The 23,855-nt window shown below is 66.2% G+C and carries 20 protein-coding genes and 1 tRNA gene; 12 read left to right on the top strand and 9 right to left on the bottom strand.

All coding sequences use genetic code 11. The annotated features are described in order from the left end of the window. Positions 1 to 25 precede the first annotated feature (25 nt). Positions 26 to 748, top strand: coding sequence for a GntR family transcriptional regulator (locus tag BM244_RS01390; protein WP_093396925.1), 723 nt, complete (start codon positions 26 to 28; stop codon positions 746 to 748). A gap of 128 nt (positions 749 to 876) precedes the next feature. On the opposite strand, the gene BM244_RS01385 is transcribed toward BM244_RS01390, so the two are convergent. From BM244_RS01385 to BM244_RS01370, 4 genes are all read right to left on the bottom strand, one after another. Then, positions 877 to 1,737 (bottom strand): kinase, encoded by an 861-nt coding sequence (locus BM244_RS01385; RefSeq protein ID WP_254784206.1) that lies wholly within the window; start codon positions 1,735 to 1,737, stop codon positions 877 to 879. After that, entirely contained in the window at positions 1,694 to 2,677 is a 984-nt protein-coding gene (locus tag BM244_RS01380) for a 2-hydroxyacid dehydrogenase (RefSeq protein ID WP_093396924.1), read from the bottom strand. The genes BM244_RS01385 and BM244_RS01380 overlap by 44 nt, the downstream gene beginning before the upstream one ends. Further along, positions 2,674 to 3,750, bottom strand: coding sequence for an aldo/keto reductase (locus BM244_RS01375; protein WP_093396922.1), 1,077 nt, complete (start codon positions 3,748 to 3,750; stop codon positions 2,674 to 2,676). Before BM244_RS01375 ends, BM244_RS01380 begins: the two co-directional genes overlap by 4 nt. A 177-nt stretch (positions 3,751 to 3,927) precedes the next feature. Continuing rightward, on the bottom strand, positions 3,928 to 5,559 hold the full coding sequence (locus BM244_RS01370; protein WP_093396921.1) for an alpha-L-fucosidase: 1,632 nt from the start codon (positions 5,557 to 5,559) through the stop codon (positions 3,928 to 3,930). Positions 5,560 to 5,952: 393 nt separating this feature from the next. On the opposite strand from BM244_RS01370, the gene BM244_RS01365 reads away from it, so the two are divergent. Further along, positions 5,953 to 6,028 (top strand) — tRNA-Thr (locus BM244_RS01365). 115 nt (positions 6,029 to 6,143) lie between these two features. On the opposite strand, the gene BM244_RS01360 is transcribed toward BM244_RS01365, so the two are convergent. The 5 genes from BM244_RS01360 to BM244_RS01340 form a co-directional block, all read right to left on the bottom strand. Beyond that, positions 6,144 to 8,282, bottom strand: a complete 2,139-nt coding sequence (locus BM244_RS01360; protein WP_093398021.1) for a TonB-dependent receptor — start codon at positions 8,280 to 8,282, stop codon at positions 6,144 to 6,146. A 170-nt stretch (positions 8,283 to 8,452) separates the two neighbouring features. Continuing rightward, complete coding sequence (locus tag BM244_RS01355) at positions 8,453 to 9,427, bottom strand: ABC transporter substrate-binding protein (RefSeq protein WP_254784205.1); 975 nt, start codon at positions 9,425 to 9,427, stop codon at positions 8,453 to 8,455. Beyond that, complete coding sequence (locus BM244_RS01350; protein WP_093396917.1) at positions 9,424 to 10,260, bottom strand: class II aldolase/adducin family protein; 837 nt, start codon at positions 10,258 to 10,260, stop codon at positions 9,424 to 9,426. Before BM244_RS01350 ends, BM244_RS01355 begins: the two co-directional genes overlap by 4 nt. Positions 10,261 to 10,271: 11 nt before the next feature. Next, on the bottom strand, positions 10,272 to 11,210 hold the full coding sequence (locus tag BM244_RS01345; RefSeq protein WP_093396915.1) for an NAD(P)-dependent oxidoreductase: 939 nt from the start codon (positions 11,208 to 11,210) through the stop codon (positions 10,272 to 10,274). After that, positions 11,207 to 12,373 (bottom strand): acyl-CoA dehydrogenase family protein, encoded by a 1,167-nt coding sequence (locus BM244_RS01340; RefSeq protein WP_093396913.1) that lies wholly within the window; start codon positions 12,371 to 12,373, stop codon positions 11,207 to 11,209. Before BM244_RS01340 ends, BM244_RS01345 begins: the two co-directional genes overlap by 4 nt. Before the next feature lie 207 nt (positions 12,374 to 12,580). Between BM244_RS01340 and BM244_RS01335 the strand changes: the two genes are divergently transcribed. The 10 genes from BM244_RS01335 to BM244_RS01290 all read left to right on the top strand — a co-directional run bounded on the left by BM244_RS01335 (position 12,581) and on the right by BM244_RS01290 (position 23,846). Next, positions 12,581 to 13,426, top strand: coding sequence for a LysR substrate-binding domain-containing protein (locus BM244_RS01335; protein WP_093396911.1), 846 nt, complete (start codon positions 12,581 to 12,583; stop codon positions 13,424 to 13,426). Positions 13,427 to 13,602: 176 nt separating this feature from the next. Beyond that, positions 13,603 to 14,403: an ABC transporter permease gene (locus BM244_RS01330; RefSeq protein ID WP_093396909.1), complete on the top strand. Its 801-nt coding sequence runs from the start codon at positions 13,603 to 13,605 to the stop codon at positions 14,401 to 14,403. A gap of 1 nt (position 14,404) precedes the next feature. Continuing rightward, positions 14,405 to 15,160: an ABC transporter ATP-binding protein gene (locus BM244_RS01325; RefSeq protein WP_093396908.1), complete on the top strand. Its 756-nt coding sequence runs from the start codon at positions 14,405 to 14,407 to the stop codon at positions 15,158 to 15,160. Next, the gene (locus BM244_RS01320) at positions 15,160 to 15,774 is read left to right on the top strand and encodes a cysteine dioxygenase family protein (RefSeq protein ID WP_093396906.1); all 615 of its coding nucleotides are present in this window, start codon (positions 15,160 to 15,162) and stop codon (positions 15,772 to 15,774) included. The genes BM244_RS01325 and BM244_RS01320 overlap by 1 nt, the downstream gene beginning before the upstream one ends. Beyond that, on the top strand, positions 15,771 to 17,006 hold the full coding sequence (locus BM244_RS01315; RefSeq protein WP_093396904.1) for a rhodanese-like domain-containing protein: 1,236 nt from the start codon (positions 15,771 to 15,773) through the stop codon (positions 17,004 to 17,006). The genes BM244_RS01320 and BM244_RS01315 overlap by 4 nt, the downstream gene beginning before the upstream one ends. A gap of 27 nt (positions 17,007 to 17,033) precedes the next feature. After that, a complete protein-coding gene (locus tag BM244_RS01310; protein ID WP_093396903.1) occupies positions 17,034 to 18,137 on the top strand; it encodes an LLM class flavin-dependent oxidoreductase in 1,104 nt (367 codons plus the stop codon). Continuing rightward, positions 18,137 to 19,156 (top strand): ABC transporter substrate-binding protein, encoded by a 1,020-nt coding sequence (locus BM244_RS01305; RefSeq protein WP_093396901.1) that lies wholly within the window; start codon positions 18,137 to 18,139, stop codon positions 19,154 to 19,156. Before BM244_RS01310 ends, BM244_RS01305 begins: the two co-directional genes overlap by 1 nt. Before the next feature lie 117 nt (positions 19,157 to 19,273). Further along, positions 19,274 to 21,808 carry a TonB-dependent receptor plug domain-containing protein gene (locus tag BM244_RS01300; RefSeq protein ID WP_093398020.1) on the top strand — a complete coding sequence of 845 codons (2,535 nt, stop codon included), beginning with the start codon at positions 19,274 to 19,276 and terminating at the stop codon, positions 21,806 to 21,808. Next, entirely contained in the window at positions 21,805 to 23,151 is a 1,347-nt protein-coding gene (locus BM244_RS01295) for an LLM class flavin-dependent oxidoreductase (RefSeq protein WP_093396900.1), read from the top strand. The genes BM244_RS01300 and BM244_RS01295 overlap by 4 nt, the downstream gene beginning before the upstream one ends. Next, positions 23,148 to 23,846, top strand: a complete 699-nt coding sequence (locus BM244_RS01290) for a peroxiredoxin-like family protein (RefSeq protein ID WP_093396898.1) — start codon at positions 23,148 to 23,150, stop codon at positions 23,844 to 23,846. Before BM244_RS01295 ends, BM244_RS01290 begins: the two co-directional genes overlap by 4 nt. Positions 23,847 to 23,855: the final 9 nt, after the last annotated feature.

Below are 23,855 nucleotides of genomic sequence, written 5' to 3'. Positions count from 1 at the left end.
CGCTACGGAGAACAGGTGAATTCGTATGCGTGCGACAGCAAAGAGGCAAAAGGCAACGCCTGATAAACCAAGCGACAATGATGGTTTTGAAATTGCTGATATCGAACTGAGTCTCGCCGACAAAGCGTACGCCGCGATCCTGAAAGGACTGTTCGATCGGTCGATACCGGCTGGTGCCGAGCTTTCACAGTCCGATCTTATCCGATTGCTGGGAATGACGATCCAGCCACTGCGCGATGCCTTGCGACGACTTGAAACCGAAGGGCTCGTTACTATCCACGCCCGCTCCTGCATTCGCTTCGTCCGTGCGGATCTGGAACTGTCGCGCTCGACCTATCAGTTCAGGTCGCTGATCGAGCGGGCGGGCGCGCGCGCGCTGGCGGAAAGCGGCGATGCCGACGAAATCCAGACGCTCGTCGACGACCACGTCGCGCTGATCAAGGCGCTGAAAGAGAATGGCTGGACCCCGACCGAAGAGGCCGAATTGAACAGGCTGGAAGAGCGGCTGCACGGGGCGCTGATTTCAGCGTTGCGCAATCCGCTGATCGAACTCACCGCCCGTCGACTGAAGAACTATGTGACATTGGTGCGCCTGGACTGGCTGACCACCCGACCGCTTGCGATCCGGACACTCGAAGAGCATCTCGACATCCTCAAGGCCTGCGTGGCGCGCGATGGCGATGCCGCGGAAGCCGCGCTCATCTCGCATTTCCAACTCGCGCTCCAGCGGCTTATCGGCATGGTCTAGCCGGCGGATCGCGCGCACCGATCAGCGCCGATCGCTCAACCCGTCGACCTGCACCGCCGCCATCCATTTTCGGACAGGCGTGGCAATGGGAAGCCGCCGCTGGCAGCCATCCAGCGACAACGCGTGGGTCATTTGGCCTCACCCCGGTTCTCGGGCGTTACGGCCAACCGCTGGACGCCCACGCACGTGCGCGCCGCATCTAGCTGTAGCGTAAGGTGGGCATAGTCCGGCATGGTCTGCAGGATGTGACGCGTCAGCCGTTCGTAATGACTGACGAACGTCCGGACCGCGTCGTCGGTCATCACGCCCGCACCCTCCGAACCGGTGCGTCGCAGTACGTGCTCCTGCTGCAACCGCCAATCGAAGACCCGGTCCCAACTCGGCGCACGCAGGAGCACGAGGTGATCGATGCGGGCAAACAGCCTCTGGTACGCGCCGGCCAGGCTCGCGTTGACGTACCGCCGCCATTGACCAAAGGGGTCGTGATCGCGTTCGGTCGCGTTGATCGGCTCGACCAGCGCCTCCGCAGTTTGCGGCCGCGCGCCGACGCACCAGCCTTCGAAGACGATCAACGCAGGCCGCTCCGGACTGGTCGGCCATAGGCGGGCATCGACGCGTTCGTCCGCCGCCTTGTCGAACCGTGGCAGCCGCACGGGTGCCCCCTCGTCCAGCGCTGCAAACGTCGCAAGACCCAGATCGACGTCGTGCGTACCCGGTACGCCGCGGGTCGCCAGCAACGGATGGATCTTCGCCGCCAGCGCGGCACGTTCGGCATGCGTTCGGTACAGATCATCCAGCGACAGCACCGCCGTCCGCGGCACATGCGCTGCGATCGCGGCCGCCAGCGTGGACTTCCCACTGCCTTGCGCGCCGCAAAGCCCCAGCACGAAAGGTCGCTTGCGCGGGACCTGCAACGCCTGATCGACGGCCCGGATCAGGATTTTCTCAGGCGACACGGTCGGGAAGCGGGCGACCCGCGAAGAAGGCATCGAGATTGTCGGCAGCCTGCATGCCCATCGCGATACGCGCCTCGTCGGTCGCACTGCCCAGATGCGGCAACAGCACCGCGCGCGGGCTGGCCAAAAGCCCGGCGTGCACGGTCGGTTCCTTCTCGTAGACGTCGAGCCCGACCGCCGCGATCCTGCCCTCGCTCAGCGCCGCCGCCAATGCGGCCTCGTCTATGACCGACCCGCGCGCCGTATTGATGATGATCGCACTCGGCTTGGCATGGGCCAACAACGCGGCGTCCAGGAAATGATGGGTCTGCGCACCGCCGGGGATGTGCAGCGACACGATGTCGGCCTCCGCCATGAGCGCCGGGGCCGACGAAGCACGTCCCGCCTCCAGCGCCGCTTCCACCTCCAACGAGGCTGCGCTCCGCGAGAAGTAGCGGATCCGCATACCCAGCCCTCGCGCCTTCGCTGCGGTGCGTTGCGCGATCCGCCCGAACCCGATCAACCCCAACGTGGCCCCGACCAGCGATCGCCCGACGAGATGCGTCGGCCGCCATCCGGTCCAGTTCCCGGCACGTAGCTCGCGCTCGCCTTCGCCTGCGCGCCGGGCGGCCATGAGCATCAGCAGGATCGCCAGTTCCGCCGTCGCCTCGGTCAGCGCGCCGGGCGTGTTGCTGACGGCAAGGCCCGCGGCGTGGGCCGCACGCAGATCGATATGCTCGACGCCGGCACCATAATTGGCAAGCAACCGCGCCCGACGTTCCGGGATACCGATGACGTCGGCGGTCAGCGCGTCGGTAATGGTGGTCACGACGGCGTCGAACGCGCCCAGCGCCGTGCGAAGCTGGTCCGCGTTCAGCGGCGTATCGTCGAGGTTGAAGACCGTCTCGTAATCGCGGGCAAGTCGGACCTCGACCTCGGTCGGAAGACGCCGGGTGACACAGATCCGGTGACGTGGCGACGTGGCCTGGCTCATCGGTCCTGTCCACCATCTGCACGCTCGTAGTGGTCGATCGCCTCTACGCCCCGTACCACACCGACCGATGCGTCGGCGCGCAACAGCCCGGCCTGCCGCAGGTCCGCCCAAAATGCGTCGGGTATCGCCCAGCGGTAAAGCTGCATCGTCCGTTCGGCCTGTGCATGGCTGGTCAGGCCAGGCAGAACACAGGCGACCGCCGGATGCGCCAACGGAAACTGAAGCGCCGCCGCAGCGAGCGGTATGCGGTGCGCTTCGGCGATCACCTCGATCCTGCGCACCCGGTCTACAATGGCGGTGGGCGCGCTATCGTAATTATAGTGCAATGGTCCCTCTCCCATGGTCCCGGTCGCGAGAATGCCGCTATTGTACGGGCCGCCGATCACGACCGATACGGCGTTTGCCTCGCATGCAGGCAGAAAGGCATCAAGCGCGTCCTGCTCCAAGAGCGTGTAGCGCCCCGCCAGCAGGATCATGTCGAGTTGCACAACGCGCATCGCATCCAGGCACACCGCCGTCTCATTCACGCCGAGGCCGAACCCGCCGATCGCCCGGCTGTCACGCAGGTGTTCCAACGCACGAAATCCACCGCCCCTGGTCAACTGGTCCCAATAGCGCGCGTTTGTTTCGCCGTGCGTCGTCCAGCCGATATCGTGGACCAGCAGCAGGTCGATCCGCGCCAACCCAAGCCGCTGCAGGCTGTCTTCATGCGAACGCAGGATGCCGTCATAGCTATAGTCGTAAACGACGCGGAATGGCAGCGGCGCGGCAAATCCGTCGCGCATCGCGGTCGCGCCAAGCGTCTGGTCGGCGATCAGGCGGCGGCCGACCTTGCTCGACACAACCACGTCGCGTCGCGCCCGTAGCGCGTCACCCAGCCGGCGCTCGCTTAGTCCGTAGCCATAGAAAGGCGCTGTATCGAAATACCGGATTCCGGCGTCGAACGCGACATCGACAGCCTCCCGGGCCGCGCCATCGTCGATTGCCTGATAGAGGTTGCCGAATGTTGCCGCACCGAAGCCAACGCGCGTTACGTGCGTTTCGGTTTTGCCCAGACGCCGCGTGGCAATCATTTGCACGGCTGGAATACCAGATACGCCATATTGCTATCCATGATTGCAAGTGGATAAGTACAAGGAGAGTGGCGATTTCGCCCGCCATACGGTGTAGCCCACGGCCGAACCGCTTCATCCCGGCGATACGGCGGACGACATTGCCGCCCGTGCCTCCCACCGATACCGGCTCGTGTCTCAGGCTGCATGAATTCGAAAAGCCACGGCATGGCGCGATGGCGGCGGTCCCGACGTCGTTATTTCCAGGCCGTTGCGCGTGCGCGTCCAATCGACCTTCGTGTTCGATCCCAACATCTCGACCCGCGCGATCGCTCGCGGATGATGCTCGCTCCCCTCCCGCAACGCGCGGATCAGGATCTTGCCGTCTGCGGGCCAACCGAGCGCAAACGCATAGAGCGCGTCGCCCTTGGTCGTAAAACGGATATCGCGGTGGTCGAACCGCAGTTGTTCCAGCTTATAGTTGCCGCCTAGCGGCTGGGCCACCGTCGAGGGACCCTCGCCGTAAATCTTCCACGGCCTGCTCCCTTTGATCCCCTCGCCATTGATCGCCTGCCATTCGGCCATGGCGGTCAGGAAGGCCACTTCATCGGTGTCGGGTTCCCCGTGTCCGGGCAGCGGTATGCTGAGCAACAGATTGCCGTTCTTGCTGACGATATCGACGAACAGCGGGATCATCAGCGACGGCGTCTTGTAGGCATGCCGCTGGAACAGGTTGCGATCATAATGCCAGTCGCCGATGCACGCTTCGGTCTGCCAGGGCTCGGCCTCCAGCTTGTCGGCCATCAGCATCTCGAAATCGCGCGTCAGTGCGCCCCAGACCGGTTCCGGCACTTCCTTCAGGTCGACGACCCCCTGCAACGTGCCGCCCCGACGCTGCATATTGCGATTATAATAATAGGCGATGATCTGCGGGGCGAGATCCGGAATGCCCAGCCACACGCCCAGGTCGGGCGCGGCGGGCCCACCGGCGTCGAAATTGAACTTGACGCCATCGTCGAAGGTCAGGACGTCGGGGTCGTAGCGATCGATGACGTCCTGCACGCGCAAAAGGAATTCGCGCACGAAACCGGGGCTCGGCGAACCCTTGAGGTGCGGGGTCCCGTTCAGTTGACGGGGGTCGCGGCCCTCCCACCATTGTCCCTTGCCGTCCGCCTTGGTCAGTACGCCGTCATACTGCACGCCGGCCATCGGACCGGTCGTGTCGCTCTTGTAGCGAACCGGCAGGAACTCGTCCCAAGTACGATGCGGCGTCCCGTGGTAGCTGACGCCGAACTTCAGGCCCTGCCCGCGCGCCTCCTTGGCCCAGGTGCCGACGATATCGCGCTTCGGACCTATCTGGGTACAGTTCCACGGCTGATAGGCGGAATCCCAGCAATCGAAATTGTCGTGATGCGTGGCCAAGGCGACCAGATACTCTGCGCCCGCCTTCTTGTAGAGCGATACGAGTGCCGCCGGATCCCAGCGCTCCGCCTTCCAAAGATTGCAGATGTCCTTGTAACCGAAGCGCGAGGGGTGGCCGTACGTTTTCACGTGATGCACGTTTTGCGGCATGCCCTGGATATACATGTTGCGGGCATACCAATCGCCCTGCTCGGGCACGCACTGCGGGCTCCAATGCGCCCAGATGCCGAACTTGGCGTCCCGGAACCAGCTCGGGCATTCATAGGCCTTCAGCGATTCCCAGTAAGGCTGGAATGGGCCCTCGGGAATGTTGCCCTTGAAGAACGTCGACCTGATCGACGCGCTCGCCGGTGCCGCACTCGCCAGAACTCCCGCCCCAGCCCCGGCGATAAACATCCTCCGATCCATCACGCTCCCCTCGTCCAGCCGACTATATTGCCTGACGTAGCATACGAATATCAGATAATCTAATTGAGATATGGCGGGCGATTTCGGCCGTCTCGCGCTTGGCAGCACCGATGTCCCGTCCTCGGTCGTCGGAAGTGCCGAGATTACGTCGCGCGAGGGTTGGCAATGCCGTCCGCAGGGTCACCGCGGAAGCAGGGAAGCGCGGTGCGCCCCAAGCCTGTCCTGCATTTTCTACGACCGGCGGCGCTCCGGGTCGTCCTCACCGATGGTGCGCGGCACTCGCCCCAAACACGCGCTTCGCGAACACCTGTGCGGCCTGTTTTACGATTGACTGCCTCACGCGCTTCATCGATAAACCAAAAACCCACGAGATTCCGCGGGTTTTTGCCGTGTGCCGGTTTAGCTCAGTTGGTAGAGCGCCAGTTTTGTAAACTGGATGTCGCGGGTTCGATTCCTGCAACCGGCACCACATCCTGCAACCAACGCCTATAGCGTCAGGCGCGACACCGTTCCCGCATGCCACCATTTTCGGCACGCCTTGTTGAACAGGCCATCGCTCGACCCGAGCAACATAGCACGCGCGATCATTGCGAAAATCGCAGCGTCAGCAACGCCGTGCGCGGATCGGGGAAGTTCTTGTACCACGCACCGATCGAAGGGTTGTAGACCGACGCAACCTGCTTGCTCGCGTTCAGCACGTTGCGGATCGATAGCGCGACGTCGACATGCGGGTTCGGGGTCGTCCAGGTGATCGTGCCGTTCACATAAGCCTGCCCCGGCGAGCGATCCTGCGGACGGTTGAGGGCGGAGACGTAGTAGGACGATTGATAATTGGCGTCGGCCGCCAATCGCAGCGAGCCCGCCGCGGCCAAGGGCAGTTCGTAGCTCGCGCCGCCGGTGACGGTCCATTTCGGCGCATTGGTCAGGCGGTTGCCGTCGGCGTTCACTCCTGCGCCGCCCGCGCCCTTATAGTCGTCGAACGTCGCATGGAGATATCCCCCCGCGAGTTGCAGGCTGAAGCGGTTCGTCAGGCTGGCGCTGTTCTCTATCTCGACACCCCAGCTATGCGCCTTGCCAGCATTGCCGCGACGCGATCCCTGATAGACAGGATCGAAGAACGACACCTGCAAGTCCTGATAATCATTGTAGAACGCCGCTACATTGGACCGCAGCGCACGGTCGAACAGCGTCGCCTTCAGCCCGGTTTCGTAGGTGCTCACCTTCTCCGGCGCGAACGGCAACGTGGCGAGATCGAGCCGCGTCGCACGGTTGTCGTACCCGCCCGATTTGAACCCCTGCGAATAGCTGGCATATTGCAGCAATTGCGGGTTCCATTGCGCCTGTACCGAGGCCTTCGGGGTCAGCGCACGCCACGTCTCGTCCGCCTCCCCCGCGATCGACTGCGCGGTCGGGACACGTGCGAGGTTGATGACCTTGTTGTCGAACACGAAATCCTTGTGTTCGATCGTACCGCGTAAGCCCCCGGTGACGCTGAATACCGACCCGAACCGATAGGTTGCCTCACCGAAGATCGCATAGGCGTCGGTGGTCGTGATGTTGTGGGCGCGCAGACCCGAGACCGCCGCGGTCGGCGACGTTCCGAGGCGCGTGAACCCGTCGCGTTCGACGAAGAAGCGTTCGTGCAGATAGAACAGCCCGCCGGTAAAGGTCAGTGCGCCGTAATCGCCGTTCAGCTGCACTTCCTGCGTCACGTAGCGATCATTGTAATGGATCAGGTTCTTCTGGATCAGCGCGGACTGGCCGTCATTGTCGTACGACACCGGATCGAGGTTGAACCCGCCGACCGCAGTGATCGATTTCAGGCTGAGATGCTCGCCGAGCGCGTATTTCACGCGCAGAGAGCCCGAACGGCCATCGAGATCCTGGAGCGGCTCGACCTCGGAATAGGAGGTACGCTTGTCGAACACGACACCCGGCTGGTTGACCGGGATATAGCTACGCGAGTCGGAGCGGTCGCGGACGAGATTGGCGGTCAGCAACACGTCGAGGTCGGCGTTCGGCGTCCAGCGGAGCTTGCCCCTGAACGAGTCGACGTCGATCCGGTTGACGTCGTGGCCGAGCGTCGGATCCTTGGTCACACCGTCGCGACTGTGGTGGATATACGAGAAGCTTGCTGCCAGCGTATCGCTCAGCGGACCGCTGACGAGCGCGCGTGCGTCGACCTCGTTCTTGCTGCCATAGCCGATCGCGGCCTTGAGGTGCGTTTCCTGGTCCGGATCGCGGGTTATGATCCGCAGCGCGCCGGCACTCGAATTGCGCCCATAAAGCGTGCCCTGCGGACCGCGCAGCAATTCGATCCGTTCGAGATCGTTGAACTCCACCATCGAGCCGATCTGTCGCGGGATGTAGACGTCGTCGACATAGACCGCGAGCACCGGCTCCTGGATCGGATCGCTTTCGCCGACGCCGCGCAACGAAAAGGTCTGCGTGGTGTGACTGATCGAGGTGCGGGGCACGAACAGATTGGGGACCTGCCCGGCCAGATCGCGCACGTCTCGGATGTCGCGATCCTGCGCGAGCTGCCCGCCGAACACGGAGATCGCGATCGGCGTCTTCTGCAGGTCGGTCGAGCGGCGCTCTGCGGTGACGATGATCTCGCCGCGATCGGACGTCTCGGTTCGGTCGAACGTATCGACCGGATCCGCAGTCGACGGACCGCCCGTCGTCTGCGCGCTCGCGGACCATGCCAACCCAAAAGCCATGGTTGCGACGGATATCTTCAGCAAACGCCGTGTAATACGACCCATCAATGCGACCCCTTATTATGTCGCTTAACTATGGAGCCTATCTGGTATTCGTACGAGTTGCTTTAGGTATCCGGTCTCAAACTACCGATTGTTCGTCGATACACATATGTATCATTGACTGTTCTTCAGTATATCTTCCCGATCCGTGCATTGAGTGCGGTCGACCAGAGCGGACGGACATCCACCTTCGCCGGAATCACCTTTGCCGTCGCGAACCGGTCCGCAACCTGTTGCTGCGAGGCGATCGCCGCATCGGTGACGGGCACTATGCGCGGATCGGAACTGCGCTCTCGAAACTGCTGGAGCCAGATCGCTTCGGGCACCCCCGTATCCTTGGCGAGCGCCGCCGCCCAGGCCGCGGGGTTGGCCACCGACCAGGCGAAGGTCCGCGCGATCTTGCCGAGATAGTCGCCGATGGCTTCGACGCGGAGCGGGTCCGCAAGCGCTGCGGTTGATGCCGCGACGACGTAATTGCCCGACAACCTCCCCTTGCCGGTGGCGAGCACGCGCGCGCCGGTCGATCGGGCGAGGCTGCCCTGCACGCCGTAAATCACCCATGCGTCGAGCCGTCCCTGCTGGAACGCGGTCAGTCCGTCCGAGGGCGACAGCGCGATCGGCACGACGTCCGCGAACGTGAGGCCCGCCTCGTCGAGCAGGCGGAGCAGGATATAATGCGATGTGGTCGCACGGACATAGCCGATCCGTTTGCCGCGCAAACCCGCCGCATCGTGGATGGTCGAGCCAGCCGGCACCAGCACGACCTGATTGTTCACGTCGTATTGCTGCACCGCGATCAGCCGGAACAGCGGGTCCGCGGCGGCGGCGAAGATCGGCGGGATCTCGCTCATCCCGCCGAAGTCGATCGCGCCGGCGTTGATCGCCTCGACGATCTGGTTGCCGCCCGCGAACAGCGCCTTGCTCACCGTATAGGGCGGCGCCGCTTCGCCGGCCTGCGCGAAGAACGAGTCGATCTGGCCCTTGTAGGTGGCGACGCGCAGCGTGACGTCCTTCAGCGCGACCGGTTTGGAACCCCCGCGTCCGCACGCCGACAAGGCCAGCGCGCCCCCCATCACCGCGCGGCGGGAAACCAGCGGGCTCAATCGAGCAGGTCCGGTTCTTGCGAGACGATCACGTCCCAATAGGGCTGGAACGCCCAGAGTGCGCCGACCTCCGTGCCGACCTGCGACGCGGTGTGCCGCGCGACCGCGTCGCTCATCGGCTTGGTCGTGCCCGCAGCCTCGGCGAGCAACTGCGCCTGGCACGCATTCTCCATCGCGAGATACCGCCAGACCGCCGCCTCGACCGAATGCCCGACCGTCAGGATGCCGTGGTTCTGGAGGATCACCGCCTTGCGGTGGCCGAGCGTCTTCGCGATCTTCTCGCCCTCGCTCGCATCGAGCACGACCCCGCTATACTCCTCGAACAGCGCGTGATCGTCGTAGAAGGCCGCCGAATCCTGTGTCAGCGGATCGAGCAGCCGGCCGAGCGACGACCAGGCCTTGCCGTACAGCGAATGCGAATGCGCCGCCGCGATCACGTCGGGCCGGGCCTTGTGCAGCTCCGAATGGATCGCGAACGCCGCGCGGTTGAGACGCGCGGGCACGCCCTTGGGTGGCTCGACGACCACGCCTTCGTGACTGACGAGCATCAGGTGAGACACCTTGATCCTGCCGAAATGCACGCCGAACGGGTTGACCCAGAAATGATCGGGCCATTCGGGATCGCGCACCGTGATGTGCCCCGCCCCGCCCATATCGTAGCCGTTGCGCCCGAACAGCCGGTACGCGGCGGCGAGACGCTGTTTGCGATACAGCCGCTCGACCGCGGGATCCGCGTGGACCGGGATCACGGACGATCCGAACTCGGGCAACAGCGCCTCGACGATCGCAGTCTCGGCCGGCTCCTTGCGCCGCAGGGGAAGCGGGTTGGTCATCGTCGGTCTCCTCAATAGCCGCGGGCACGATCGACCACGCCGTCGAGCGGTTGCCCGCGGCGGAAGCGATCGAGATTGGCGGCGAAACTCAGCGAAAGATTGCGGCGCGTCTCGGTCGTGTGGACGCTGGTATGCGGCGACAGGCGGATGCGGGGGTGCGTGTAGAAGCGGTGCCCGGCGGTCAGCGGCTCCGGGTAGGTGACGTCGAGCGTCGCGCGCCCGACCCGCCCTTCGTCGAGCGCAGCGAGCAACGCATCGTCGTCGATCAGGATGCCGCGCGCGATGTTGATGAGGTGCAGGTTCGGCTTGGCGAGCGACAGGAGTTTCGCGTCGACCATCCGCTCGGTCTGTGCGGTCGCGGGCGCAGCGAGCACGACGTGGTCGGCCTGCGCGAAGATCGTCGCGGGATCGGCACGCTCGACACCCGCTGCGAGCGGCAGGTCCGAGCGGCGCGTGGCGATCACCCGCATCCCCAGCGCCTGCGCGCGCGGTGCGAGCGCCTCGCCGATCGCCCCAAACCCGATCAAGCCGAGCGTGGTGCCGGCGACGGTCGCGAGCGGCTTGGCCACCCAGTCCTTGCGGTCGCTGATCCAGATGTCGGGGAGATGTTTTGCCTCCGCCAGGATCGCGGCAAGCGCGAACTCCGCCAGCGCGATCGCCGACGCCCCGCGTGCGGTGGTGACCACCGGCCCCTCGAACAGCCAGTCCGGATAGAAATCGATGCCGACCGAGACGAGCTGGATCCAGCGCAGGTCGAACGGCCAGCCCTTGGGTTGCGCCGGGAACGCGTCGCCCGGCCGACGGAACGGCGCGGCGATCAGCACCTCGGGCCCGTGCGCGAGCCCGGCCGATCCAGGCGCGACGCTGACGATCTCCGCGGCTTGGGAGGAGGCTGCAAAGGCGTCGTTGAAGAGTGCCGGCAGCTGGCTGGCGACCTGCACACGCGTCACGCGCCACGCTCCGCGAACGCCGCGCGACCGGTGCTGCCCAGCACGACATCGCCCTGCGGCGTATGGATGCGACCGCACAACACGTCGCGTAAGTGCCTCTCCAAAGGGTTGTGCCGCGTCAGCCCGGCATTCCCGGTGACTGCGATCGCCTTCTCGACCGCGGCGATCGCGTTCTCGGTGACGAGGTGCTTGACCAGCCCCGCCTCCAGCCCGCTCGTCGCGCCGCTCGTACCCGCGTCGAGCAACAACCGGTTCTGCAACAACAATCCGTCGATCGTCCCGACCACCTCCTGGAACCGCGGCAAGGTCGACAGCGACGCGCCGAGATTGGTCGGCTTGCGATCGATCAGCCAGCCGACCAGCCAGTCGCGCGCATTCCGTGCGACGGCGTCATAGATCGCCGACGTCAGCACCGCGGACCAGTTGGCGAACGCCGCAGAATATGGCGGCTGCTTGCCGACCGGCCCGGGCTCCAACGCCTGATCGAACGGCACCAGAACGTCCTCGAACACCACATCGTGGCTGGCACTCGCGCGCAGCCCGAGATGATCCCAGCTCTCCTCGATCCGAATGCCCGGCGTGTCGGCGCGTACCAGCCAGCCGCCGACCAGCGGCTCGGCGTCGTCCGAACGCGCCCAGACCACCATCCAGGTCAGCGCGGTCGAGCCGGTCGAGAAGATCTTCCGACCATCGAGCCGCCAGCCCTCGGCCGTGCGCCGCGCGATCGTGCCGGGAAGGCCGCCCCGCGCCGGCGTGCCCAGATCCGGCTCCACCCGCAGCGCATTGATCAGCGCACCATCGCGCAACGCCTCGCCGACGACACGCGTCTTCAGCGCCTCCGAGAAACCGGACCGATCGTCGAGCCCGGCATGAAACAGATACTGCATCGTCAGGACGAGCGCGGTCGCCGGTTCGCCGCGAGCGACCGCTGCGATTACGCGCCGCGCTTCCGCCAGATCCCCGCCACCACCGCCAAGCCGGCGTGGCGCGGTCAGCGCGAGCAGGCCATGACGGTGCAGCAGCGCGAAGTTCTCGACCGGCAGCGTGCCGGCGCGGTCATGCTGTGCGGCGGTTGCAGCGAACGCGGCTGTCACGCCCGGCAGGATCGCATCCAGATCAAGCGTCGGCCCCTGCGGCGCAATCGAGAGGAGTTGCGCACTCATCGCAGGACCATGCCGGCCAGGTCGTCGACCGGCTTCACGTGAAGACGATCGGTCGCGCACGGCGCAAGGCTGCCGTGCTGCGATCCGGGTCCGGAATTAGGATGTACCAAGGCTGCGCTCCTTCCCGCAGCAAGGAGCGCTTCATTTCCCATCGAATCAATGTAGATTGTCTGCTAACGCATATGAGCCTGGCTTCTAGGACCGATCATGGCCGTCAACATTCCCACCGACGTCGTGCGCAGCTTCGTCGCGATCGTCGATGCCGGCTCGATGCTCCGCGCCGCGGACCGCGTGTTCGTCAGCCAGTCCGCGCTCAGCCTGCAGATGAAACGGCTGGAGGAACTGCTCCAGGTCGCGCTGTTCCGCCGCGAAGGACGCAGGCTCGTCCTGTCGGTGCAGGGCGAACGGTTCCTGCCGCACGCGCGCGACCTGCTCGCGGTCAACGATCGTGCGCTGGCAGCACTTGGCGACGGCAGCCTCGCCGGCCCCGCGCGGATCGGCTTCGTCCAGGATTTCGCGGAGACGTTGTTGTCCGGCGTCTTGTCGGTTTTCGCATCCAGCAACCCCAACGCTTCGCTCGACGTTCGCGTCGCAGGATCGGCCGAACTGCTCGATCTGCTCGCGGCCGACCGCCTCGACATCGTCCTGTGCATCGGCGAGGACACCGACAAGGCTGCCGTCGCCACCGCCGACATGCATTGGCTCGGCAATCCGCGCCTGATGTCCGCCGCGATCCTGCCTCTGGCGGTGCTCCAGAAGCCATGCAGGTTCCGCGATGCTGCGATCGCCGCGCTGGAAGCGGCGGGCAGGCCCTACCGGATCGTCCTGGAGACGCCGAGCCTGTCGGCCCTGCGCGCGGCGGTGACCGGCGGGATCGGTATAACCTGTCGCACCGACGCCTTGATGGGGCTCGATCCGGAGATCCACGACGGGCTCCCCGCGCTGCCCCGCGTCGCCTATGTCCTGCACATCAACGACACGCGACATCCGGTACTCGACCGGCTCCACGACGTCGTCTTTCGTTCGATCGTCGAATCAGCCAGCGCAGATTGACGCTCTTCACGGCCGCAAAGGCTTTCTTTCCCGGTCGACTAACCTGCTGAGATTGAGGCGGTTTTAGGCTCGTATTTGCAACGCTCATAAGGCTGGCAAGCCATTCTCTATTGAACGAGTGGGAATTGAAGACGCATTGAAGGCGCTCCGGAAAACGAGCGTCCGAAAGGCTGTCCATGGCGAAGACGTCCCAACGATCCCCCAGCCGATCATGGCAGAGCAAGCTCCAGCGTAGCCGCTGGGTATCGCCGATAGCGCTCATGCTGGCCTGGGAAGCGGCGTCCCGGACCGGCCTGATCCCCACCCGTACATTGGCAGCGCCTTCGCAGGTGCTGGGCACGCTGTGGGGCATGATCGTATCGGGGGAATTGCCCGCCAACCTTGCCGTATCGCTCGGTCGTGCGGCGGCGGGCCTCGTGATCGGAGTCAGTCTCGGCATCGTCCTCGCCCTGGTCGCCGGTCTCACCCGCGAGGGCGAAGCGGCGGTCGACTCGCCCGTGCAAATGCTGCGGACCTTGCCCGCGCTCGCGCTGTCGCCGCTGTTCATCGTCTGGTTCGGGATCGGCGAAACGCCCAAGATCGCGCTGATCGCGTTCGCGACGCTGTTTCCCGTCTATCTCAACCTCTACAACGGCATACGCGGCGTCGATGTCCGGCTGATCGACGCGGGGCGCAGCTTCGGCCTGTCGCGCGCGCAGATCGTCACCGACATCGTCCTCCCCGCCGCGCTACCGCAACTGCTGGTCGGCCTGCGCTACGCCTTCTCGGTCGCGGTGCTGATCCTGGTCGTCGCCGAACAGATCAACGCCTCGGCGGGTCTCGGCTTCTTGATCAACAACGCGCGCGATTTCATGCGGACCGACATCATCGTCGTCTGCCTGCTCGTCTATGCCGGGCTTGGCCTCGCCGCCGACCAGTCCGTGCGCCTGATCGAAGACCGCGCGCTCGCGTGGCGCCCCAAGCTCGTGGAGGCCTGAAATGAATATCTCGCACATCATCCCGATGCCGCAGCCAGTCCGACCCGTCGTCAAGCTCACGCGCTTCTCGCGCAGCTTCGGCGCCAACACCGTCCTCGACAATCTCCATCTCGAGATTGCCCAAGGCGAGTTCGTCGCGCTGCTCGGTCGTTCGGGGTCGGGCAAGACGACGTTGCTGCGGACGCTCGCGGGACTCGATGCCGCCGATGCGCAGGACGTGACGATCCCCACGTCGCGCGCCGTCGTGTTCCAGGATGCGCGGCTGCTGCCGTGGAAGCGCGTGTGGCGCAACGTCGGGCTCGGACTGAAGGGCCCGGACGTACGCGACCGTGCAGAGGCGGCGCTGCGTGAAGTCGGTCTTGGCCACCGGCTCGACGTCTGGCCACTGACCCTGTCGGGCGGTGAGGCGCAGCGTGTGGCGCTCGCCCGCGCGCTGGTCCGCGAACCGAAACTGCTGTTGCTCGACGAGCCGTTCGCGGCACTCGACGCGCTGACCCGGGTGAAGATGCACGGCCTCGTGATGGCGCTGTGGCGCACGCACAAGCCCGCCGTGCTGCTGGTGACGCACGACGTCGACGAGGCGATCGCGCTGGCCGACCGCGTGCTGGTGCTCGATGCCGGGCGGATCGTCGTCGAGGAACGCATCTCGGTCCCGCGCGGTCAGCGTACCGGAATCGCGACGGCGTTGCGCGAGCGGTTGCTGGGCGCGCTCGGGGTGGAACGGGACGAGCCCCTGCCCTTCGTGAAAGCCGAATGATGGCGACCCTCGTACAAGACCGCCCACGCCTCGACCGCCTGCGCGACTTCGTCACCGGCATCGGCACGCTGCTCGACCGCACCCGCGACGAACGCTCGCTGCTGGAGGAAGGCAGCGCCGCGCTTGGCCGGCTCGTCGCGCATGACGACTGGCTGCCGGACGCCTACGCCGCCCCAAACCCGGATCACTATTCGCAATACCTACTCCACTGCGACAGCCGCGAGCGGTTTTCCGTCGTCAGCTTCGTCTGGGGACCGGGACAGGCCACGCCGATCCACGACCACCGCGTCTGGGGCCTCGTCGGCGTGCTGCGCGGCGCCGAACTGTCCGAACGGTTCGCGCGCTACCCGGACGGCGGCTTGCACGCGGTCGGCGCGATCGAGCGGCTCGAAGCCGGGGAAGTCGAGGCCGTCTCGCCCTCGGTCGGCGATATCCACCGCGTATCGAACGCGTTCGACGACCGCGTATCGATCAGCATCCACCTCTACGGCAGCAACATCGGCGCGGTCGAACGCGCCACCTATGATGCGGCGGGCACCCCAAAGCGGTTCGTGTCGGGCTATGCCAACGCCGTGCTGCCGAACCTCTGGGACCGCTCGGGAGCCACCGCATGACTACCCCCACCGAAATCCGCACCGCGCTGCTGCTCGGGCATGAAATCGCGCTGCTCGACGTCCGTCACGAAGCTGCGTTCGCGACCGGGCACCCGCTGTTCGCCGCCAACCTCGCCTTCGATCGCATCGACCTGGAAGCGACGATCCGCCTCCCGCGCAAGGACGTACCGATCGTCCTGTACGATGACGGCGAGGGCTATGTACCCGCCGCTGCCAAAGCGCTGACCGCGCTCGGCTGCACCCAAATTACCACCCTCGAAGGCGGTCTCGCAAGCTGGCGGGCGGCAGGTTTCGAAGTGTTCGAGGACGTGAACTCCTACTCGAAGGCGTTCGGCGAGCTGGTCGAGGCGCGCCGACACACGCCGTGGCTCGCCGCCGAGGACGTCGCCGCGCTGATCGAGGAGAAGGCCGATATCGCGATCCTCGATGCGCGCCGGTTCGAGGAATATGCGACGATGAACATCCCCGGCTCGACCAGCGTGCCGGGCGCCGAACTCGTGCTGCGCGTCGCAGAGGCGGTGCCCGATCCCGACACGACGATCATCGTCAACTGCGCCGGCCGCACGCGCAGCATCATCGGCACGCAGTCGCTGATCAACGCCGGCATCCCCAACCGCGTCGTCGCGTTGCGCAACGGTACGATCGGCTGGACGCTCGCCGGCCAGTCGCTCGCGCACGGCAGCGATCGCCCTGCGCCGGAAGTACGAAAGAGCGACGAGACCGCCGCCACCGCGCGCGCCGTCGCCTACCGCGCCGGTGTGAAACGCCTGACGCCCGCCGAGCTTGCAGTGCTCGAACGCGACACCAGCCGCACGCTCTACCGCTTCGACGTGCGCCGCCCCGACGAATACGCTGCCGGCCACATCGCCGGCTTCCGGTCCTATCCCGGCGGCCAGCTGGTGCAGGAAACCGACATCGCCGCCCCCGTCCGCGGCGCGCGCATCGTCCTCGCCGACGACATCGGACCGCGAGCCGACATGACCGCGTCGTGGCTCGCGCAACTCGGCTGGGACGTGTTCGTGCTCGATGGCGGGTTCGCCAACAGCACTGGGGGCGCGCTCGAAACCGGCCCCGGCCCGACCATCCCGCCGGGCGACCCCGCGCACCGGTACAAGCGCCCCTACGAAGGCACCGACAACGCCTCCGCCGCGATGCAGGCCTATCTCGATTGGGAATACGGCCTGGTCGACCAGCTCGCGCGCGACGGCACGCACGGCTTCTACGTCATCTAACGCCTCGAATATCACAGGAGACACGTCATGCCCGTCAAGTTCATCGGCTATATCGGTTTCAACGACGCGTCCGAGATCCACGGCGTCGGCAAGGCGCGCGGGCTCGACAAGGCCTATGTCGAGGCCGCCGCGATCGCGCAGGAAAAGGGCGGCTTCGACCGCGTCCTGATCCCATTCGGCTCCGACAGCCCGGAAAGCCAGATCGTCGCCGCGCACGCCGCCGCGATCACGACCAAGCTCGGCTTCCTGATCGCACACCGCCCCGGTTTCACCCAGCCGACGCTCGCCGCACGGCAGTTGGCGACGCTCGACCAGCTCTCCGGCGGACGCGTCGCGGTCCACATCATCACCGGCGGCGCGGACAGCGAGATGGCGCGCGACGGCGATCATTCGGTCAAGGACGATCGCTACGCACGCACCGACGAATATCTGGAGATCCTGAAGCAGGAATGGTCGTCGGCCACGCCATTCGATCACGACGGGCGTTTCTACAACGTCCGCCAGGCGTTCAGCCAGATCAAGCCGACCAATCTACCCGTGTTCTTTGGCGGATCGTCGCCCGCCGCGATCGACGTCGCCGGTCGCCATGCCGATGTCTACGCATTATGGGGCGAGACGCAGGCGCAGGTCCGCGAGGCGGTCGGCACGATCCGCCATGCCGCCGCGCGCTATGGCCGCAACCCCGGCTTCTCGCTGTCCTTGCGCCCGGTGATCGCCGACACCGAAGAGGCGGCGTGGAAAAAGGCCGACCAGATCGTCGAGAAGGTCCGCGACCTGCGCGTGTCGGCCGGTGCTGCGACCAGCGGTCACGCGCCACCGAACGCGGGTTCGCAGCGGCTCCTCGATACCGCCAACCAGGGCTACCGCGTCGACAAGCGCCTCTGGACGGGCGTGGCGGCACTCGGCGGTGCGCAGGGCAATTCGACCGGGCTGGTCGGCACGCCCGAGCAGGTCGCCGACGCGATGCTCGATTATTACGACCTCGGCATCGACCATTTCCTGATCCGCGGCTTCGAGCCGTTGCAGGATGCGATCGATTACGGGCGTGACCTGTTGCCCGTCGTCCACGAACTGATCGCCGCGCGCGATGCCGAACGCGACCTCGTCGAACCGCAGCGGGCGGTAGGCTGATGCCGGACTGGACGGACGACGAGGGGGTGGCAGCGTCGCCGCCCGCTCCGGCGGAAGGCCTGAAGCGCTGGTGGCCGTTGCTGCTGGCGGTCGTGCTCGCGGCAGGCCTGTATGCGTGGCTGGGACGCGGCAGTGCGAGCGGCGACGTGCTGCACGTCGGCAGTCAGCGCGGCGGCACCAAGGCGCTGATGCTTGCCTCGGGCGCGCTCGACGGTGCGCCCTACCGCGTCGAATGGTCCGAATTCCCCGCCGCTCAGACGCTGCTGGAGGCGATCGGCGCGGGCGCTGTCGATGTCGGGATGGTCGGCGATGCGCCGTTCCAGTTCGCCTATCAGAGTGGCAGCCCGATCAAGGCGGTCGCGGTGCAATCCGCCACCTCGCGGCCGCGCGAAAGCCTCGCGATCCTGGTGCCGGCGCGCTCGCGGATCGTCGATGCGGGCGGGCTTCGCGGCAAGCGGGTCGCGACGACCCGTGGCTCGGTCGGCCACTACCTCCTGCTACGCGCGTTGGATGCGAAGGGACTGAAACCCACCGACGTTCGCCTGATCTTCCTGGCGCCGGGCGATGCCAAGGCGGCGTTCGATACCGGTTCGATCGATGCCTGGTCGATCTGGTCGCCCTATAGCGGCACCGCTTTGGCCGAAGGGGCGCGCGTCGTCGCCGACGGCGCAGACTATCTCAGCGGCTATGCCTTCGACGCGGCGAACGCGAGCGCGGCAACGGCGAAGAAGACGATCCTGACCGATTATCTGCAACGCGAATCCCGCGCGCTCGACTGGGCCCGCGCGCATCCGCAGGACTATGCCGAGGTGCTCGCGAAGGAGACCGGGCTCCCGCTCGATATCGCGCTGTTTCACGCGAAGCATTTGCCGATGGCGCGCGTACCGGTCGACGCGGCCGTGAAGGCGGAGGAACGCGACGTCGTCGCCCAGTTCCGCAAGGCGCGCGCGCTTGCGGGCAATCGATCGCTCGACGAAGCCTATCTCCCGCTGGACCAGGGACCGCACGATGCCCGGTAAGCTGCGAATGCGGGCCTGACCCGCCCGCGGCCTCACGCCGCCAAGCCAATCGTTTTTACCTCGCGCGCTCCCGCTTGGGCGGGACCGGAGACGCGCGTCTTGCTCACGGACATCATCATGACATCGACCTCCCGCCTGCTCGCCGGTGTCGCCCTCGCGACCTTCGCCTCGCCCGCCTTCGCGCAAGGGGCACCGCCTGCCCCCGCCACCACCTTGACCACGCCGGATGCAAGCGGCGGCACCGACGACACGATCGTCGTCACCGGCGTCCGTGGCGGACAGGCGCGGACCGTCGCCGACAGCCCGGTGCCGATCGACGTCATCGGCCGACGCGAGTTGCAGGCGACCGGCCGCACCGGGTTGAAGGAGATCCTCGGCAACATCGTGCCCTCGCTGACGATGCCCGCGCTCGGGGGCGGCGGCACCTCCGCGAGCGTCAAGCCGATCGCGATCCGCGGGCTCTCGGGCGATTACCTGCTCGTGCTGGTCAACGGCAAGCGACGCCACACCACGTCGCTGATCAATAACCTCTCGCGCATCTCGGGCGGCTCCACCCCGGTCGATATCGACCTGATCCCGACCAACGCGGTCGGCCGCATCGAAGTGCTCCGCGACGGTGCGGCGGCGCAATACGGCTCGGACGCGGTGTCGGGCGTCATCAACATCATCCTCGACGACGCGCCGAAGGGCGGCCGTTTCTCGATCACCGGCGGCCAGCAATATTCGAAGGGCGCACCGCTGCTCCAGACGGATCTGAGCTACGGCACGCAACTCGGCGAAGGCGGATTCTTCCGCGCGGCGGTCGAAGCGAAATACCATGATCGTGCGGACTCGTCGGCGGACGCCGTGCCGCGGATCCTGCCGCTGGTGAACGGCCAGCCCGACCCGCGCGAGGCCGAACTCGATCATGTCTATGCCGGCGGATACGGCCGATCGAACCGCGACACGATGATCAACGGCTCGTACAATGCAGAGCTGCCGGTCGGCGATACGCTGCGCCTCTACAGCTTCTCGACGCTCAGCTACCGCGATATCAGGGACGCGCGCGGCGCCTATATCCCCTCCTCTACCGGCTATGGCGGCCAAGCCAACACCAACGGCCTCAACGTCCTGCCACAAGTGTACCCGACTGGCTTCCAGGCCTATCGCCGGATCAAGGAAACCGATTTCCAGGTCACCGGTGGCGCGAAGGGCGAGCTTGCCGGCTGGGCCTGGGACCTGAGTTCGAGCTTTGGCCGCGACCGCGTCTGGCTCGGTGCGGAGAACACGCTCAACCCCTCGATCGGACCGACCAGCCCGACCGGCTTCTACATGGGCACGCAGATCCAGGACCTGTGGGTCAACAATCTCGATCTCAGCCGCGACGTCGAGGTCGGCCTCGCCAAGCCGCTGTCGATCTCGGTCGGCGCGGAGCATCGCTGGGAACGCTTCCAGTCGCGCGCGGGCGAGCCCGACAGCTATCGCAACGGCGGCTACCAGATCCCGGTCGACGACACGCCGTTCGGGCAACTCTATGGCGGCCGCTATCCGTCGCCGGGGCTAGTGTCGTTCACCGGCACGTCGCCCGCCGACGCCGCCTCGCTCAGCCGCACCAATTTGGCCGGCTACGTCGATCTTGCGACCAACGTCACCGATGCGTGGTTCGTCGGCGTCGCCGGCCGGTTCGAGCATTACGACGACAGCGCCGGCAATACGGCAAGCGGCAAGATCTCGACGCGGTACGAACTTGCAAAGGGCCTGGCGATCCGCGGCGGCGTCAACACCGGCTTCCGCGCGCCATCGCTGGCGCAGACCGGCTTCTCGACCACGCAGAACACCACGACGGTCATCGGCAACACGCCGGTCTCGACCATCGCGAAGTTCCTGCCGGTGAACAGCGCCGCGGCGATCGCGCTGGGTGCGCAGCCGCTGAAGCCGGAAAAGTCGCTCAACTACACCGCCGGCATCACCTACGAAGCGGGCGCCCTGCACCTCACGCTCGACGCGTATCAGATCCGCATCGACGACCGGATCGTCAAGACCGAGTTCCTCGGCACCGCATCCAATGGCGGCACCGCGATCCGCGACATCCTCGTCGCGAACGGCGTGACCGGCGTCGACAGCGCGCAGTTCTTCACCAACGCGATCGACACGCGCACCCGCGGCATCGACGCGGTCGCGGAATACACGCTGCGCACGACCGGGCTCGGTGCGTTCCGGCTGAGCGCCGCCTACAGCTACAACAAGACCAAGATCCTCAGTATCGCCGACAACCCCGCCGCGCTGAGTTCGCTCAACGTGGTGCTGTTCGGCCGGCAGGCGCAGCGCGACTTGGTCGTCGCGTTGCCCCGTACGAAGCTGGTGTTGACCAACGACTGGTCGCTCGGCCGCGTCCATGCGCTCGCCCGCGCGACGCGCTACGGAAGCTACACCGAGTCGAGCAACGTCGCGACCGGCGACCGGACCTTCGGCGGCAAATGGGTGGCCGATCTCGACATCGGCTACGACCTCACCGACCGGATCACGCTGGCAGTCGGCGCGAACAACCTGTTCGACACCTATCCCGATCGAAACGGCCTCATCGCCGCCGACGGCAGCGGCGCCTATGGCGGGTTCGCGCCGTTCGGGCTCAGCGGCGGCTCCTATTACGCGCGCGTCGGCGTGTCGCTGTGAGCCGCCAGCTTCACCTTGCCCTGTTCGTGACCGCCGACGGGATCCATCACGGCGGCTGGCGCCATCCGCAGGCCAGCGGCGCGGACCAGGGCTTCGGTTTCTACCGGCACCTCGCCGCCCAAGCCGAAGCCGCGAAGCTCGACATGCTGTTCGTCGCCGACAAGCTGGCGGTCGACGATCTCTACGGCAACGATTTCGCGACGACGGTCCGCTATCGAGCATCGCGCGGGACGGAGCCGCTGACCCTGTTGTCCGCGCTTGCCGTCACGACCAGCCATATCGGTCTCGGCGGCACGATCTCGACGAGCTATACCGAACCCTATCACGTCGCCCGGATGTTCGCGTCGATCGACCATCTCAGCGGCGGTCGCGCGGCGTGGAACGCGGTCACCTCGGTCAGCGACGCCGAGGCGCATAATTTCGGCCGCGCCGAGCATTACGACCACGCGACCCGCTACGCGCGGGCCGGCGAATATCTCGACGTCGTCCGCCGCCTTTGGGATACGTGGGAAGAGGATGCGATCGCGCCCGACAAGCGTGCGGGGACCTATGGCGATCCGGCCAAGGTCCATTACGCCGACCATGCGGGAAAATGGTTCGACGTGAAGGGCCCGCTGTCGCTGCCGCGTCCACCGCAAGGCCACCCGGTCCTGATCCAGGCCGGCGCATCCGGCACGTTCCAGGATCTCGCGACGCGCAACGCCGAAGTGGTGTTCGCGGTCTATCCCGACATCGATCGCGCCAAGGCGGGATATCGCAGTTTCAAGGACGACGTCGCCGCCGCCGGACGATCTCCGGACGCGGTGAAAATCCTGCCCGGCATGGTGCCGATCATCGCCGACAGCGACGATGCCGCCGCCGACCTGCTCGGCGAACTCGACGCGCTGGTCGAGCCGCTGGCGGGGTTGAGCTTCATGTCGGGCAGCATGAACTACGACCTCGCGGGCCACGCGATCGACGAGCCCGTCCCCGACATCCGCGATCTGATCCGGGGCAGCAAGGGCCGCTTCCACTACGTCATCGGCAAGGCGATCGACGAAGGATGGACGTTCGCGGACCTCGGCCGCTGGTACGGCTCGAGCCTGTCGTTCGCCAAGATGGTCGGCAGCCCGCGCACCGTCGCCGACGAAATGGAACGGTGGCTGATCGAGGAGGCCTGTGACGGGTTCGTCGTCATGCCTGCGTTCATGCCGGCCGGCGTCGACCGGATGCTGCACGATGTCGTGCCGTTGCTGCAGGCCCGCGGGGTTTTCCGCCGGGATTACGCATCGTCCACGCTGCGCGGCCATCTCGGGCTCGCGCATCCAGCCAACAGCTTTCACGTTCAGGGAGACCGATCATGACCGAATCCGTCCGGGCCGCCTTGGCCACGCTACAGGCCGAACGCGACCGCAGCTGGACGCCGGGACAGCTCGCACTGAACGCGGGCCAACGTCTCGACCTCGTCGAAAGCTTCGATCCTCACGGTGCAGTGAAGGCGGGCGACACGATCCCCGACTTTGCGCTCGACGGTATCGACGGCACGATCATACGCCGCGATGCATTGATCGCCGATGGACCAGCGGTATTGATCTTCTTTCGGTTCGCCGGCTGCCCCGCCTGCAATATCGCCCTGCCGGTGTATCAGCGCGCGCTGTGGCCGAGCCTGCGCGATCTCGGCGTCCCGCTCGTTGCGGTCAGCCCGCAGGTCCCCTCGCTGCTCGCGGACATCCAGCAGCGTCACGCATTCGACTTCACGATCGCCAGCGACCGCGACAACCTTCTCGCGCGCCAGCTGGGGATCACGTTCGAGCCCAACTCGGCAACCCGGCAGGCTGCGACCACGCCCTTGGGAGACGTAACCGGAACCGGCACGTGGGAACTGCCCTTCCCCACGGCCGTCGTCATCGGCAGGACCGCCGTCGTGGAATGGGCGGACGTCACGCCCGACTGGATGAAGCGGACCGAGCCCGACGCGATCCTGGAAGCCGTCCAATCCGCGATCTCCGGTAGTGATGGCGGTAGGCCGCAAGCTCGAACATTGTCGCGCAGCGGCTGACCAGGTTTC

The sequence above is a fragment of the Sphingomonas sp. OK281 genome, assembly GCF_900115295.1.
Lineage (GTDB): Bacteria > Pseudomonadota > Alphaproteobacteria > Sphingomonadales > Sphingomonadaceae > Sphingomonas.
This window is presented reverse-complemented; position numbering and strand designations above follow the sequence as displayed.

Coding starts and splice junctions, on each gene's coding strand:
- BM244_RS01390 (WP_093396925.1), top strand. CDS start 26: ATGCGTGCGACAGCAAAGAGGCAAAAGGCAACGCCTGATAAACCAAGC.
- BM244_RS01385 (WP_254784206.1), bottom strand. CDS start 1,737: ATGCCTTCTTCGCGGGTCGCCCGCTTCCCGACCGTGTCGCCTGAGAAA.
- BM244_RS01380 (WP_093396924.1), bottom strand. CDS start 2,677: ATGAGCCAGGCCACGTCGCCACGTCACCGGATCTGTGTCACCCGGCGT.
- BM244_RS01375 (WP_093396922.1), bottom strand. CDS start 3,750: ATGATTGCCACGCGGCGTCTGGGCAAAACCGAAACGCACGTAACGCGC.
- BM244_RS01370 (WP_093396921.1), bottom strand. CDS start 5,559: ATGGATCGGAGGATGTTTATCGCCGGGGCTGGGGCGGGAGTTCTGGCG.
- BM244_RS01360 (WP_093398021.1), bottom strand. CDS start 8,282: ATGGCTTTTGGGTTGGCATGGTCCGCGAGCGCGCAGACGACGGGCGGT.
- BM244_RS01350 (WP_093396917.1), bottom strand. CDS start 10,260: ATGACCAACCCGCTTCCCCTGCGGCGCAAGGAGCCGGCCGAGACTGCG.
- BM244_RS01340 (WP_093396913.1), bottom strand. CDS start 12,373: ATGAGTGCGCAACTCCTCTCGATTGCGCCGCAGGGGCCGACGCTTGAT.
- BM244_RS01335 (WP_093396911.1), top strand. CDS start 12,581: ATGGCCGTCAACATTCCCACCGACGTCGTGCGCAGCTTCGTCGCGATC.
- BM244_RS01330 (WP_093396909.1), top strand. CDS start 13,603: ATGGCGAAGACGTCCCAACGATCCCCCAGCCGATCATGGCAGAGCAAG.
- BM244_RS01325 (WP_093396908.1), top strand. CDS start 14,405: ATGAATATCTCGCACATCATCCCGATGCCGCAGCCAGTCCGACCCGTC.
- BM244_RS01320 (WP_093396906.1), top strand. CDS start 15,160: ATGGCGACCCTCGTACAAGACCGCCCACGCCTCGACCGCCTGCGCGAC.
- BM244_RS01315 (WP_093396904.1), top strand. CDS start 15,771: ATGACTACCCCCACCGAAATCCGCACCGCGCTGCTGCTCGGGCATGAA.
- BM244_RS01310 (WP_093396903.1), top strand. CDS start 17,034: ATGCCCGTCAAGTTCATCGGCTATATCGGTTTCAACGACGCGTCCGAG.
- BM244_RS01305 (WP_093396901.1), top strand. CDS start 18,137: ATGCCGGACTGGACGGACGACGAGGGGGTGGCAGCGTCGCCGCCCGCT.
- BM244_RS01300 (WP_093398020.1), top strand. CDS start 19,274: ATGACATCGACCTCCCGCCTGCTCGCCGGTGTCGCCCTCGCGACCTTC.
- BM244_RS01290 (WP_093396898.1), top strand. CDS start 23,148: ATGACCGAATCCGTCCGGGCCGCCTTGGCCACGCTACAGGCCGAACGC.